Raw genomic sequence first — 14,671 nt, forward strand, 5'->3', positions numbered from 1 at the left:
ACCATGAATAACACCAACCCGTTCGAGGACGACAATGCCAGCTATCACGTGCTGATGAATAGCGAGGGGCAGTACTCGCTATGGCCCGCCTTCTCTCCCGTGCCCGAAGGATGGGATCAGGTTCTGAGCGACAGCTCACGCGCCGACGCGCTGGCCTACGTCGAGAAGAACTGGACGGATATGCGCCCGAACAGCCTGATCAGGTCGACTGACGGCTGACACCGTCGCCCTGTTGAGGTGCGGAGGCCGCGGGCCTCCGCACCTCAACACGTCCAAAGCCCCTCGTCTCGACTGATCGGCCAGGCGCGAGAACAACATGACGGCCAACGCCCAGGGCGAGGAGGACTCGCCCGAAGGGTACGATCGAGATTACGCGGCGAGGGCGCCAGGAGCGCGCACCGAACGCGCGGGCCCCGGCCCGCCGGCTCCTCGCCCACGCGGACCGCGCCCCAGCAATCGGTCCTCATGCCTTGCGAGAAGAATGTTCTCACTCTTATAGTGGCAGGGATCGGAAACACGGTAGCCGCCCGGCACCTGCGCCGGATCTGCGGCGGAACGAACAAGTCGACCGGCGCGTCCTCGTGAAGCCGGGCCTAAGCCCGGGCTGTGCGACCGATGGCCGGGCCGTCACTGCGCCGCGGAGCTTGAGCACAATGTTTCTATGACTTGAGAATGGTGTAGGATGGAAGAGAGTAACAGCGCTTTCGTCCGGCTTCTGGGTCCGGTACGGGTGCTCGATGCGGACGGGACTGCGATCCGGTTGTCCGGCCGGCGCACGGCCGCGCTAGTCGCGCGCCTGGCGCTTTCGGCAGGGGTCGTCGTACCGGCGGAGACGCTGCTTGACGACATCTGGGAAGACGATATCCCCGACGGCGGTACCGAGACGCTCCGTCGGCTGGCCTCGCGGACGCGATCGAGGCTCGCAAAGCACCGTCTTGCCGTCGGGCCCGTCCCCAACGGCGGCGGTTACCGGTTCGTCATCGAACCGATGCGCGTCGACGCGCATCGGTTCGAGCACCTGGTGACCGAGGGCGCACGCCTTCTGCGCGAGAACGCGCCCGCGCGGGCGAACGAGGCGCTGGTCCAGGCGTTATCGCTATGGGGAGGAGCGCCTCTTTCGGGAATCAGGTCGGAGTTCGCCTTACGCGAGGCGGCACGGCTGGAGGACCTGCACCTGCAGGGCCAGGAGGACCGCCTTGTCGCCGTGTCCAGCCTTGAGGGGCCAGAGGCGGCGGTTGGCGACCTGCAGTCGCTGGCGAGCGCCTTCCCGTTGCGTGAGCGCACCCACTATCTTCTCATGAGGGCGCTGCACGATTCGGGCCAGCGAGGTGCCGCACTGACGACCTACGACAGGTTGCGGCACTCGCTGAACGACAAGCTCGGCGTGGCCCCCGCTCGACGGGTGACCTCGCTGTACGAGGAGATCCTGCGCGACGAGCAGGCCACGCCCACGGGGTGGAGGAGCCCGTACCTCACTCGGGCGGTGGCCCGCGACCGGGAGATCCACCTGATCGACGAGCTCATGGACCGCACTCGCCTGGTCACGCTGACGGGAACCGGCGGTGTCGGGAAGACGCGTCTCGCCGTCGAGTACGCGACGCGCGCGACTGATCGCCCGTCCGACCGCGGCCCCGCGCCGCGCATCTGCTTCGTGGGGCTCGCCGCCCTGCGGGACGGGGACAGCCTCGAGGAGGGAGTGAGCGCCGCGCTCAGCGCCCACGGCATGCTCACGCCCTCGCGCTCGCCGGCCTGCATTCCCCGCATCGCCTCGGCACTGTCCGACATGCCGACACTGCTCATCCTCGATAACTGCGAGCACGTGATCGAGCCCGCTGCTGCTCTGGTTTCTGAGCTGCTGCCGCTGCACCCCGACCTGCGGATCCTGGCGACCAGCCGGGAACCCCTTATGGTGGCGGGCGAGGCTGTACTCAGAGTACCGCCGCTCCCGTTGCCCGACGGGAGCGGCGCCAGCAGTGGCGCCGTCGAGCTGTTCGAGCAGCTCGCCGGCCTGTCGGACCCGAGCTTCTGCATCCATGACGGCAATCGCGCCCTCGTGGAGTACGTCTGCCAGCGACTCGATGGACTCCCACTCTCAATCGAGCTGGCGGCCACCCGCACCAGGTCCATGGGGATCGAGGGCATTGCCGGCCACCTGAACGAGATGTTCCAGCTCCTCTCGTCGGCTCGGCGTACTGACTCGACGCGACAGCGGTCCCTCCGCGCGACCCTGGACTGGAGCTGGGATCTTCTCAGCCCCGACGAGCGGATACTCGCGCGGCGGCTCGCGTGGTTCCCCGCAGGTGCGAGGGTGGAAACCGCCGAGCATATCTGCGCCGGAGGCGACTTACCGCAGGAAGAGATCCCATTCCTGCTCTCGTCTCTGGTGGATAGGTCTCTCCTTACGATCTCGTCCTCGAGCGACACGCAGGCCCGTTACCAGCTACTCGAGACGACACGGCGCTATCTGCTCCTCCGTCTGGACGAGGCCGGAGAAACGGATCGCATTGCGCATTCTGCTGTCGAGTACTTCCGGGATCGGCTGCAGGACACCTTCCGAGGCCTGCTGTACGGCTGTCAGGCGGAGTCGCTCGCCTGGCTGGACGCAGAGTACGACAACATTGTGGAAGCCATGCGCCAATTAGACCGGGCGGAAGACCTGGTGGCGTTCGTGATTCCTCTGTCATGGTACTGGATCATGCACGGCCGCGTCGATGAGATCTCGCGCCAGCTCCGCGAGCTGGAGCCAGCGCGAGATGCTCTCCCGACCGGCGTCGTCCTCATTCTCGACCTCGTCGCCTCGCTGTGCCCGGGCCAAGATGACTCCGGTGGGCGGCGGCCCCTGTGGTCGGGCGTTGACGCCGACACCCTTCGCACCTACCCGCCTCTGGTGATGATCGCATGCAAGTCCGCCCTGCTGGCGGGGGATCTTACTGCAGTCGCCTCATTGCTCGAGATAGCGCATGACCATGAGGAGCCGTGGGTCAGGGCCGCCGGGCACGCCGCCCAGTCCATCGCCGCGGAGACGGCGGGGGATACCGAGGCCGCCGAGAAGTGCGCGGAAACGGCGGCAGCCGAGTTCAATAAGATCGGCGATCACTGGAGCGCCGGCCATATGGTCACCCTGATCGCACGGCACCGCTCACGCCGCGGAGACCTGGACGGCGCGGTCGAGGCTCTGCGCGATAGTGCGACAATGGAGGAGCGCTCGGGCGTTGTGACGGTACTGGCCCAGGTGGAGCTGGGAAGGCTCCTGGTGCGTGCCGGTCGGACAGAGGAGGGCCGACGCGTACTGTCTCGCACACTGGGGCAGGCCTGCAACATCTCGGCGGAGTACCGAATCCTGGCCCATGTGGGGATGATGGCCGCAGCTCTGGATGATGAGGACACCCGCGCAGCGGGAACCTCGTTGGCCGAGGTACGGGAGGTGATGGCCGCTCGGCTGGTCTCCGACCCGGAATACCTGAAGGTCGAGATAGAGCTCGTCACGGCGCGGCTGTACCTGCAACGCGGTCAGGTCAGGCTGGCCGAAGCGGCGATCCGCGAGGCGGCCGCAGGGGTCGCCGGCATCGCCTATCCCACGCTCGACGCCGACGTCATAGACACGACCGCGTTGGTCCTCGAGGCGACCCGGCGTCCGGAGATGGCTGCTCGCGCCCTCGGGATGGCCGACCGGCTGCGGGGCGGCGGTACGGCGTCGGGGAAGGCGCCTGTCGTCCTCGGCGAGCGCCTGACCCAGGCCCTCGGCACCGAGAACTTCCGCTGGTTGTACGACGAAGGACGGGCGACGGGGCTCGGCGCCACGGGCGTGTGGGCGCTGGCAGCGGATGATGAGCCTCTGAGATGAGTCCCGGTTCTGTCCGGAGATTGTCCGTGGTCCTTTGGTAGGGTGCTCGTGCTATTAAGTGAAGCCCTCGCCCTGGAGACCACCTTGCCGAACAGACCGCCTTTGCCCAGCAATTCCGACGCCCTCTCCTCTGGCGCCGCGCTCGAGCTGACGGAGGTGACCAAGACCTATCGGCTCTCCGGTGAAGACGTGCATGCGCTGCGGAGCGTCAGCGTGCGCCTGGAACCCGGCACCTTTACCGCGGTCATGGGGCCGTCCGGGTCCGGCAAGAGCACCTTCCTGCACTGTGCGTCGGGGCTTGACACCCCGACGTCGGGGCGGGTCATGATCGGCGGTCAGGATCTATCGGGCTATTCTGAACGCCGCCTGACATTATTCCGGCGCGATCACGTGGGCTTTATTTTTCAGGCCTACCTCCTTATTCCTACGCTCACGGTGGAGGACAATATCACCCTGCCGCTGCGTCTGAGCGGGAGGCCCGTCGACAAGAAGTGGGCGCTGGAGGTGGTTCAGCAGGTCGGCATGGCCGACCAGCTGCATCGGCGCCCGAGTGAGCTCTCCGGCGGGCAGCAGCAGCGTGTGGCCATTGCGCGCGCGCTCATCGCGCGCCCCAACCTGCTCATGGCGGATGAGCCCACCGGCGCCTTGGACTCGGCGACCGGGACGCAGGTGCTGGAGCTCTTGGCTGTTGTCTCCTCACGCCTGGGGCAGACGGTGGTGATGGTGACGCACGACGCCCGCGCAGCGGCCTATGCCGACGAGGTCCTCTTCCTGGCGGATGGCCAGCTGGTGGACAGACTGGCGGGCGCCTCGGTCCAGGATATTGCGGCCCGGATGGCCCGCCTGGGGGAGCGGCGGTCATGATTTCGCTCGCCCTGTCCACCGTGCGCGGCCGGATGGCCGCATTCGCCGGCGCGTTCGTGGCGCTGGTCTGCTCGGCGGCCCTGCTGTCGGCGACCTCCTATCTCGTGGAGTCCGGTCTCCGTTCGACGACGCAGGCGCAGCGCTATGCCCGCGTCAATGCTGTCGTCGTGGGCGAGCAGACCATGCGCGTTCCCGGCAGTGATGTTCTGTCGGGTGTCCGGCTGCCCGAGACCATAAGGGTTCCTCGTGCGCTCACGGCGGAGGTCGAGGCCCTGCCGGAAGTCGACTCAGCGGTGATGGACGACCGGATCACCATGCGGATCACAGGCGACGCGGCCGAGACCTCCCCGAGTGATCGGGCTCTGGAGGCCCGGAGGTGGTCTACAGCGGCGGCGGGCGGTTTTCATATTGTCGAGGGCAGGCAGCCCGACTCCGGGCAGGAGATGGTGCTGACGGTCGATGAGGCGCGTCGTCGCGGCATCGGCCTCGGGCAGACGGTCACGGCGTCGGTCGACGGGGTGCCGCAGGGCTACAGCGTGGTAGGGCTGGTCGCCGCCGACGTCGAGACGGGTGAGGCTCCCACGGCGTTCCTCACCGACGCGCAGGCGGACTCGCTGGTGCGCGACCCGGATGCCGGCGACGTCCTCCTGCTGCGAGGCGCTGATGGAGTGAGTGCCGCGCAGGTGAGAACCGCGGTGGAGAGAGTCCTGCCCAAGGGACTCGCCGTCGGCACGGGTCAGCAGGTGGCGGACGCCGAGCACCAGGACGTGGCATCCGGTCGATCGCTGCTGCTTCTGCTCGCCGGCTCGTTCGGCGGGGTGGCCGTCCTGGTCTCCTTCTTCGTCATCTCCTCGATGATGAATCTGGTGCTCGGCAGCCGGAGGCGCGAGTTCGCGGCCTTCCGCGTGCTCGGCGCAACGCCGCGGCAGCTGATCTCCATGGTCTTCGCCGAGGTGGGGATCCTGTGCCTCGCGTCGGGCGCCGTCGGCGCGCCCCTTGGCACCTGGGTGGCTTCGCTGCTGCGGAACGTGTTCGTGAGCCTGGGAGTCATGCCGGCCTCGCTCCGGCTGGTCGTGACGCCGTGGGCGGGTGCGATCGGCGTGGCACTGGTCGTGCTCTGCGCCCTCCTGGCCTCGTGGCTGGTCACCTACAGCGTGGCGTCCATGAGCCCGGTCTCCGCCTTGCGGGACGCGGCCCCGACTGTGCGGCCGGTGCGCCCCTGGCGCGTCATGGCCGCCGGGATCACACTGGCCCTGGGCTGCATGGCCATGACCATGCCGCTGTTCCTCCACAACGATATGGGAGCCGCAGGTACGGGCAGTGCCGCGCTCGTGCTCGTCATCACCGTGGCCCTCGCCGGCCCGTTCCTCCTCAGGCCCGTGGTGCACCTGGTGTCGGCTCCCGTGCGACGCATAGGGGCCAGCGGATTCATGGCAGCGGAGTCCGCGCGAGCCGATACCCGTCGCATGAGCGGCGTGGTCATTCCACTGGTCCTCGCCGTGGGCTTCACCCTCTCGATGGTCTACAGTCAGATGACCCTCTCGAGCGCCGTCGCGACGCAGGCGGAGCACGGCGTGGTGGCGGACGTGGTGGTCGCCGGCATCGGCGGAGACCCGATTGCGCCCCAGGTGACCTCGGCCGTGCAGGGCGCGCCCGATGTCCGTCGCGTCCTGGGCGTCAGTGACAGCAAGGTCTTCGTCCCCGTGGGTCTTTTCGATGACGTTGAGGTGACCGAGCTCAGCGCCTCAGTCTTGTCCGGCGAAGACGCGCAGGAGGTGCTCGACCCCGGCGTCACGAAAGGATCGCTGCTGGACCTCCGTGGCAATGCCATCGCCCTGGACAGCTCGACCAGCGCGACTCTGCGCCGCGGGCTCGGGGACCTCATTGACGTACGGCTCGGCGACGGAGCGCCTGCTCGGCTCCGTGTCGTCGCCATCTACCAGCGCGGACTCGGGCTGGGGGAGGCGCTGCTCCCGCAGAGCGCGGCCCAGGGGCATGTGGCCCCGCCGACCCGCCTTCTTGTTGCGGGCGCCGAAGGCACCTCGCAAGAGCACCTGACCGGCAGCGTGAGTGCGGCGCTCGCACCCTACCCGGCAATGACGACGACGGACCGGGCGGGGTTCGCGACCTCGTCGCGGGCGGAGGCGACGATGGCCGCCTGGGTCAACCTTCTCGGTCTGCTGGTGATCATGGGGTACGTGATTATCGCGGTCGTGAACGGCCTGGTGGTGGCTACGAACGCGAGACGTCGAGAGCTCGCGCTGCTGCGGCTGGTCGGCGCCACGCGCAGGCAGGTCCTGAGCACCATGCGCTGGGAGACCCTCATGGTGGTCGTGTGCGCCGTGCTTCTCGGCACGGTCGCGGGAGGCCTGCCCCTGATCGTCCAGGCCATCGGCTTCCTCGGGTCGGTGGTGCCTGCAGGTCCACCGTGGATCTACGCCGCTATCGTCGGCACTGCCATGGCGGTAGGCGTGATCTCGGTCATGCTGCCGGTCAGGGTGGCGCTGCGCCAGGCGCCTGTCAATGTCATCGGGCAGAAGGAATGAACGCGCGACGCGGTCGCGGGCAGCTCTGGGGAAGCCGTCCGTCACCAGCAGAAACGGTCACCTGCTGCACCGTCGAGCCGGCAAGCACCGCCGGCGCCCGCCGGTGCCGATGGGAGATGACATGGCGGCGCGGCCCTCTCATGACGAATCCGGGCACCACCCACTGTCACCCCAGGGGACCGCGCCGCCCCCGCCACCCCATAGCTTTGCCGATCCCCTGGACCCGAGAACGACACCGGGCCGGGCCAGGACCCGTCCGCCCCATGTCCGACTCCTGCCCCGGACAGCTGGTTCTGCGAGACCCGACGACAACTGCCTCCGGGAGAAGAGATATGAAGATGGATGTGCGGGCCGAAGGGCTCGTCAAAACGTTCGGTAAGACGCTCGCGCTCGATGGTGTCGATCTTGCGGTGCCTCGCGGATCAGTGCTCGGCGTACTCGGTCCGAACGGCGCGGGCAAGACGACACTCGTCAGAATTCTGGCGACGTTGAGCCGACCTGACTCGGGAACAGTCCGGGTCGCAGGATGTGATGCTGTGAGAGATCCTGTGGCGGTGCGGGCCCGCATCGGGCTCACGGGACAGTACGCGTCAGTTGACGAGGAGCTGACCGGGCAGGAGAACTTGATTCTTATCGGCAGGCTCCTGGGCCTGCGACCCGCCGACAGCCGCGCCCGAGCCAACGACCTCCTGGACAGATTCGGGATGCAGGAGGCCAGCGGACGTCCCGTGAAGACCTACTCCGGAGGTATGCGTCGCCGTATCGATCTTGCCTTGAGTCTCGTAGGCCGCCCTGAGGTGCTGTTCCTCGACGAGCCGACGACTGGTCTTGACCCCCGCAGCCGCGAAGACCTCTGGTCGATCGTGCGCGAGCTCCGGAGCGACGGGATGACGGTTCTGCTCACCACCCAGTATCTGGAGGAGGCGGATCAGCTTGCAGACCGCATCACCGTGATCGATCACGGCGTCGTCGTCGCCGAGGGAACGCCGCAGGAGCTCAAGCGCGAGACTGGCGCTCAAACCCTTGTCGTCAAGGCGAGCGACCCTGGCCGGGTAGGGCGACTGGTGCAGATCGTGCGCGATATACACGGATCCGAGCCAGTCGTCGCACCCGACGGCGTTACAGTGACCGTCCCGACAGATGACCCGCTCATGCTGTCAGCGATCGTCCGTCGTCTTGACGCAGACGGTATCGCCACCGACGAGGTCGCGCTGCGTCTCCCCAGTCTTGACGACGCCTTCTTCGCGTTGACCGGCCGACCGGCCACCGAGCGCCCCGCAAACCCGCCTGCCATTGCTGATTCTGTTGAGGATGTTCCCGCATGACCGCTCAGCCCACCGACCGCACGGCACGAGACTCCTCCCCGCTGTCGATCTCGCAGCGCGACACAGGCCAAAGCCATCACGACGTCCCCGTCAAGAGGCCGCTCTCGGCCCTGTCGGAGAGTCTCGTCCTCGCTGGACGCAACCTCCGCTATGTGGTGCGGACGCCCACGACTCTAGTCGACACCGTAATTCAGCCCGTCCTGTTCCTGGTGGTCTTCGTGTTTCTTTTCGGCGGAGCCATCTCCGGTGGCTGGCGGGCCTACTTGCAGCTCATTGTGCCGGGCCTGATGGTGCAGATCGTGATGTACGCGTCAATGGGTACAGGCATGGCGCTGAACACCGACATCGACAAAGGCGTCTTCGATCGCTTCCGCAGCCTTCCTATCAGCCGGTCCGCCCCCCTCATAGGTGCTGTGCTGGGGGACATCGTCCGTTACATAGTGGCACTCGCGGCCCTTCTCAGCCTCGCATTCGCACTCGGCTTCCGTGTCAAGACCAATCCGCTGTCGGCGATGCTCGCCTGTGCGCTCGTGATCCTGTTCGGCGTTACCCTGTGCTGGCTATCCGTGCTTGTCGGCATGATCGTCTCCAGTCCTCAGGCAGTACCGGGTATCGCCACGGCAGTGATCCTCCCGCTCACATTCGGTTCGAATATCTTCGCCGACCCGTCCACAATGCCGGGATGGCTCGAGGCGTGGACCAAGGTGAACCCGGTGACCTACTTCGTTGACACCACCCGGGCCCTTATGCTCGGCGGTGACGTCATGCGGGCGCTCACGATCAGCCTCGTCGCCGTCCTCGTGATGCACCTTGTGCTGCTACCGCTCGCGGTACGCGCCTATCTGCGCCGGGTTCGCTGAAGCGACGGCTTCTCGCTGAAGTGACGGCGGCAGGGAATCGCCCCCCGATCGAAGGCAAGCAGCGGGTGCTCACTCCGGAGCGCCTCCGCGACGCAGTGCCGCACCATAATGAGCTCCCCGTACCGCCCTCTCACGCCTCCACCAGGATGGTCACCGGCCCGTCGGCCTCCATGTCAATGAGCATGTGCGCCCCGAAGCTCCCGGTGGCCACCTCCAGGCCGCGGCCGCGCAGCGCCTCGACGACGGCGTCCACGAGCGGGGCGGCCACGGGCCCGGGCGCCGCGGCGTTCCAGGAGGGCCGCCTCCCCTTGCGCACGTCGGCGTAGAGGGTGAACTGGGAGACGACGAGCACCGGCGCCCCCAGGTCGCTCACCGAGGCCTCGCGGCCGGGGGCGCCGCCGTCGTCCCCCGGACCGTCGAACAGCCGCAGCTCGGCGATCTTGCGGGCGATGACGGCGACCTGGGCCGGGCCGTCGTCGTGGGTGGCGCCCACAAGCGCCAGCAGCCCGGGCCGGGTGATCTCCCCGACCGTCACCGGCCCGCCCTCGCCATCGACGCGCACCGCGGCGCGGCTGACCCGCTGGAGGACCGCGCGCATCAGCGCCGCCGGCCGCCCGCGCCGCCGCGCCCGTCCTGCCCGCGCCTGCGGATGCGGACGCGCACCCGCACGGGCCGGTAGTAGTTCAGGGCCGGGCGGACGTCGGCCAGGTAGACGGCGTTCGCGACCACGCCGAGCAGGCCGAAGAACGACGTCAGTCCCGAGAACGCGACGACCAGCACCCCGACGGCGTTGACGGCGAGCCAGAAGCCCTTGGTGCGCTTGTCGGCGGCGATGAAGTTCTGGGCCGGGCGCCGGAGGGTGTCGATAAGCGCCCAGGCGCCCAGGCCGATGGCGCAGAAGCCGGCGAGGTTCCAGGTCCATCTCACGGCCACGGCCAGGTAGTACGCGGTGAGGATAAGAGCGGTCACGGTGCCACCCTACCGGCCGAGCGGCGTCGTGCCTTGGAGCAGGCACGGAGAACCCTGAGAAGTCAGCGCAGCAGGCCCCTGCGCAGCCCCGCGCCCGGGCGCTCAGCCGGGCTCGCCTGCGCCTTGCCCTCGGGCGAGACGAGCGGCTCCTGGGCAGCGGCCACGCGCACGGGCTCAGCCGCGCGGCGCGGCCCGGGCTCGGCCTCCCCCTCGGCGCCCGCCGGACCCTCGGCGTCCACGGTGAGCACGGCATCGACGGGCACGCCCCGGCGCAGCAGGGCCAGGGCCATCGGCCCGAGCTCGTGGTGGCGGGCCACCGAGGTCACGGCCCCCACGGCCCTCTCCCCCATTCGCACGACGGCGCCGGGCGCTGGCAGCCGGCCGGCGAGCCCGTCGAGCTGGAGAACGGTCAGGCGCCGCGGCGGCCGCCCCAGGTTCAGGGTGCGGGCGACCGTCTCCTGCCCCGGGTAGCAGCCCTTGGCCAGGTGGACGGCGGTGCGCAGCCAGTCGAGTTCGTGCGGGATGGCGCGCTCATCGACCTCCCGCGCCCACCGGGGCCGTCCCGCCTCGACCCGCAGCGCCTCCCAGGCCAGCGACCCGGCCAGGCCTCGCCCGGGTGCGGCCGCCAGGAAGGCATCGACGACGGCGCCCGCCTCGCCCGCGGGCACGAGCACGAGGCCGGCCCGCCGTGCCGCACCGGGGTGGGGGCGGGTGAGCCCGACGTCGTAGCTGGTGCCGCCCCGGGCGACGCCGGGCCACGGGTCGCGCCACACGCCCAGGCAGGCGGTGGCCGGGGCCGCCGCCGTCGGGCTCGGGACCGCCTCGTCCGGGGCCGCCGGGGTCTCCGCGTCAAGCGCAGCCTCGCCCGTCCCGCCCCGGGGGACCGCGCGCGCCGCCTCCTCCAGGCGCGCCACGCCCTCGCCCATGGCCGCCAGGGCGGCGACGTCGTCGCGCACCGCCACCTCGACGCGCAGCATGAAGCGCATGCGCTCCAGGTGCTCGGCCAGCGCGGGGCCGCGGCCCGCCTCGGTGAGAAGCCACAGCGTCTCGGCGTCGTCCAGGGCCGCCAGGGCGTGGGCGATGCGCCCGCGGGCGTCCAGGACGAGCGCCTCGACGCCGCCGTCGCCGGGCGTCAGGTCCGTGAGCACCTGGCTGGACAGGGTCGTGAGCCAGGACAGGCGGTCCGGACCGGTCACGGCGACGGCGTCGCGGGCCAGTGCGACCGCCGCGGCGCCGGCCTCCAGCAGGCGCTGCTCGCGCGGGGGGTCGCCGTAGTGGGCGGGTACGGGCTCGTCGGGGTCGCCGACGGCGTTGGGCACGGCGCCGGCGCGGTCCAGGAGCGGGGAGGGGCGCATCAGGCGGTCCCGGCGGTTCTGTCGGCCCCGCCGGTCTCGGCGCGCAGCGCGGCGCCAGGGGCGTCCGCCGGCTCGCTGGGGTCCTCAACGCGGCCGAGCCGCCCCGAGGCGTAGGTGGTCGGCTCCTCGACGCCGAAGGCCGCCATGTCCTGGGTCCACATGAGGTCGCCGCCGACGAGCCCGAACATGCGGGTCATCTCGGTCAGTGGCGCGGCGGTGCGGGCGCGGCCCACGGCCTGGGTGCCGACCCGGGCGCGGGGGCCCTGGATCCAGCCCTCCCACACGGCGACGTGCCCGGCGGGGTCGGCGGAGACAAGCTCGAGCCGGGTGACGGGGGCGCGTGGGGGCGCGCCCCCGCCAGCGGCGCCAGCGGCACCGGCATTATCGGCGCTGCTGCCGCTGCCGGTGCTCTCCTCGCCGTCGGAGTCCGGGGCCCCCTGACCGGGCGCCTCCTGGCCGGCCGGCCGCCAGTAGGCGGTCTCGGTGGACCAGACCTGAGCCGGGGTCAGGCGCGAGGCGCCCTCCAGGCCGGGCGTCTCGAAGTCGAGGTCGGCGGAGCGGGTGGCGTCCACGGTCCAGATGGTGGTGACCTGGCGCAGGTAGGGGCCGCCGTCGTGGTCGAAGGTCATCTCCTGGACCACAGCCTGCTCGGGCACCGTCTCGCCGTAGGTGAGGATGCCGTAGCCGCGCCAGGTGCCGACCAGCCAGGCCAGCGGGTAGGTCTCGGGCGCGAGGTCGTCGGGGAGCGTGAATGCCATGCCCGCAGGCTACAACGCCGAGATCGGTTCACTTCCGCGTCGAGACCGGTCGAAGGCGGCGCGGGCGCGCCAATCGCGCGCGGAGACCCGCAAGAGATCAGATGGAAGAGGACGTCGGGCCGGAGAGCGCCAGTCGGCGCGTATGCCGCTCGCGGCGGCTTCAGGTGGAGCCCGGGGCCCGTCGCGGCCCGACGTCGCCCCCAAGGGTACAGGCGCCTCACGGCCCGCCGGAAATCGGATGCCCGCCGCGCGCCGCCCCGGGCGCGCGAGCCGCAGCCGCAGGACGGGGGCGGCGGCTGCCGGCCGCGGCGTCCGCTGAGCGCGCAACCCGCCCGGCCCGCGCCCCTACTCGTCGTCGGGGGCGTCCAGGCGGTAGCCCACGTTGCGGACCGTGCCGATGAGGTGGTCGTGCTCGGTGCCGAGCTTGGCGCGCAGGCGGCGGATGTGGACGTCGACCGTGCGCGAGCCGCCGATGTAGTCCTCGCCCCACACCTCGTCCAGGAGCACCTCGCGGGTCAGCACCCGCCCCCGGTTGAGAGCGAGGTACTTCAGCAGCTCGAACTCCTTGTAGGTCAGGTCGAGGATCGTGCCGCGAATGCGCGCCGTGTAGGCGGTCACATCGATTACGAGGTCGCCGACCTCGATCTGGTCGTCGCCCACGGGCTCGGGAGCGAGCGCCCGCGTGCGCAGCAGCCGCAGGCGCGCGGAGAGCTCGGCCGGAGTCGCACCGGCCATGACGAAGTCGGAGGCTCCCCAGTCGGGCTGGACGACAGCGGCGCCGCCCTCCTCCATCACCAGGATGATCGGCGGGCAGTCCATCGGGCCGGACAGCAGCTGGCACAGGGCCCGCGCCCGCATGAGGTCCCCGCGGGCATCGACCATGACGACGTCGGCGTCGTCGATCGCGCTGTAGAAGGCGGGCGTGGGAGGGCGGCACTCGACGTGGGAGTCGAGGAAGGAGGCCGATGGGAGCACGGTGGCGACATCACCCTCATGGGTGAACATGATGACGCGCATACTCCGGACTCCTTCCGCTGCGGTGAGATTCCGGACCTCAGTGAACCACATGCACATGTTTCAGGTATGGGACGATGCCTCCGTGAACACCCAGGACGCCTCTCCGGTCTCTCCGGTCGCCGCGCCGTCGCCCGGTGCGACCGCGACTCACGGCGCGTACGGCACCCGTCGCGGCGCGCACCGCCCGATCGAGCCCGGGCTGGTGGACCCGGCCTGGACGCGCCTGGCCATGGCCGGCGTCGTGCCCATCCTGCTGGCCGCCTCGGCGGCGCTGCCGACATGGGTGCGGCTCATCGTCATCTCCCTGCTCGTGCCGCTCACCGCGCAGGGCTGGCCCGCCCTCGTGCGCTCCCAGCACGATCAGGGCGCCACCGCCGTCGTCGCCCTCACCGGGCTGACGGCGGCCGTCGCCGTCGCCGTGCGCGGAGACTACGGGGCCGCGGGCGTGGTCATGGCGCTCAGCGTGCTGGCGGCCTTCCTCGCCCAGATGGCTCGTCAAGACGGCCGCAAGGACCTCGTGGAGGACCTGTCCGCCACCGTCGCGGGAAACCTCATGGTGGTCTCGGGCGCCGCCTGGTGCGCTCTGGCTCCGGGCCTGGCCGATCCGGCGGTCATCGTCCCCTGCGCGCTGGCGCTGTTCGCGGGCGCCCTGCTGACGGTGCTCGAGGTGCGGGCCACCATTCTGGAGGCGCTGACGCTGACGGTCCCGGCTCTCGTGGCCGGAGTGGCCGGAGGCATCCTGGCGGCGGTGGGCTTCTTCGGGCCGGGTCACATCGGCCTCCGGCAGGAGCTCCAGTCGGCGGCCGCGTGCGTGATCGTCGGCTTCGTGGCGGGCGTGCTCATGGCGACCGCGAACCGGGTGCTGTGGACCCACCGGTGGGTGCCGGGCGGGCGCGCCGCGGTGGCGAGCGCGATCGTGCCGATCCTGGCGCTGGGCGCGCCGGTCTACGTGATCGCGCGCCTCATGGGCAGCTTCATCGCAGGCTGACCCGCCGAGATCGGTCGAGTTCCGGCTCGAGATCGGTTCACTTCCGCGCCGAGATCGGTTCAGTTTGCGGAGCAGACCTGCGCATCGCCCGCGTCGAGCAGAGAGCCGAAGTTATCCACAGGCAGGCCGAGCCCTGGCGCGATCC

12 protein-coding genes are annotated in these 14,671 nt (G+C 70.1%); 7 read left to right on the forward strand and 5 right to left on the reverse strand.

What is annotated here, in order from left to right:
- The first annotated feature begins 3 nt into the window (after positions 1–3).
- The 6 genes from O145_RS09740 to O145_RS09765 all read left to right on the forward strand — a co-directional run bounded on the left by O145_RS09740 (position 4) and on the right by O145_RS09765 (position 9,439).
- Entirely contained in the window at positions 4–219 is a 216-nt protein-coding gene (locus O145_RS09740; RefSeq protein WP_043562493.1) for an MbtH family protein, read from the forward strand.
- Between the two features lie 463 nt (positions 220–682).
- Entirely contained in the window at positions 683–3,844 is a 3,162-nt protein-coding gene (locus O145_RS09745) for an AfsR/SARP family transcriptional regulator (RefSeq protein WP_052374942.1), read from the forward strand.
- 42 nt (positions 3,845–3,886) lie between these two features.
- The gene (locus tag O145_RS09750) at positions 3,887–4,708 is read left to right on the forward strand and encodes an ABC transporter ATP-binding protein (RefSeq protein ID WP_229118488.1); all 822 of its coding nucleotides are present in this window, start codon (positions 3,887–3,889) and stop codon (positions 4,706–4,708) included.
- Positions 4,705–7,254 (forward strand): ABC transporter permease, encoded by a 2,550-nt coding sequence (locus O145_RS09755; RefSeq protein WP_043562494.1) that lies wholly within the window; start codon positions 4,705–4,707, stop codon positions 7,252–7,254. The genes O145_RS09750 and O145_RS09755 overlap by 4 nt, the downstream gene beginning before the upstream one ends.
- 332 nt (positions 7,255–7,586) lie before the next feature.
- The gene (locus O145_RS09760; protein WP_052374943.1) at positions 7,587–8,579 is read left to right on the forward strand and encodes an ATP-binding cassette domain-containing protein; all 993 of its coding nucleotides are present in this window, start codon (positions 7,587–7,589) and stop codon (positions 8,577–8,579) included.
- A complete protein-coding gene (locus tag O145_RS09765; protein ID WP_043562495.1) occupies positions 8,576–9,439 on the forward strand; it encodes an ABC transporter permease in 864 nt (287 codons plus the stop codon). The genes O145_RS09760 and O145_RS09765 overlap by 4 nt, the downstream gene beginning before the upstream one ends.
- A 130-nt stretch (positions 9,440–9,569) precedes the next feature.
- Here the strand turns inward: O145_RS09765 and dtd are convergent, their stop codons facing one another.
- The 5 genes from dtd to O145_RS09790 form a co-directional block, all read right to left on the reverse strand.
- Complete coding sequence (gene dtd / locus O145_RS09770) at positions 9,570–10,037, reverse strand: D-aminoacyl-tRNA deacylase (protein WP_043562496.1); 468 nt, start codon at positions 10,035–10,037, stop codon at positions 9,570–9,572.
- On the reverse strand, positions 10,037–10,408 hold the full coding sequence (locus O145_RS09775) for a DUF2516 family protein (RefSeq protein ID WP_043562497.1): 372 nt from the start codon (positions 10,406–10,408) through the stop codon (positions 10,037–10,039). Before O145_RS09775 ends, dtd begins: the two co-directional genes overlap by 1 nt.
- A gap of 62 nt (positions 10,409–10,470) precedes the next feature.
- Positions 10,471–11,763, reverse strand: a complete 1,293-nt coding sequence (ygfZ, locus tag O145_RS09780) for a CAF17-like 4Fe-4S cluster assembly/insertion protein YgfZ (protein WP_043562498.1) — start codon at positions 11,761–11,763, stop codon at positions 10,471–10,473.
- Positions 11,763–12,521, reverse strand: coding sequence for a heme-binding beta-barrel domain-containing protein (locus O145_RS09785; RefSeq protein WP_043562499.1), 759 nt, complete (start codon positions 12,519–12,521; stop codon positions 11,763–11,765). Before O145_RS09785 ends, ygfZ begins: the two co-directional genes overlap by 1 nt.
- Before the next feature lie 345 nt (positions 12,522–12,866).
- Positions 12,867–13,538, reverse strand: a complete 672-nt coding sequence (locus tag O145_RS09790; RefSeq protein WP_043562500.1) for a winged helix-turn-helix domain-containing protein — start codon at positions 13,536–13,538, stop codon at positions 12,867–12,869.
- A 49-nt stretch (positions 13,539–13,587) separates the two neighbouring features.
- Here O145_RS09790 and O145_RS09795 point away from each other — a divergent pair, with 49 nt between their 5' ends.
- Positions 13,588–14,526: a hypothetical protein gene (locus tag O145_RS09795; RefSeq protein ID WP_043562501.1), complete on the forward strand. Its 939-nt coding sequence runs from the start codon at positions 13,588–13,590 to the stop codon at positions 14,524–14,526.
- Positions 14,527–14,671 lie beyond the last annotated feature (145 nt).

The organism is Actinomyces israelii DSM 43320 (assembly GCF_000711965.1).
Classification (GTDB): Bacteria; Actinomycetota; Actinomycetes; order Actinomycetales; family Actinomycetaceae; genus Actinomyces; species Actinomyces israelii.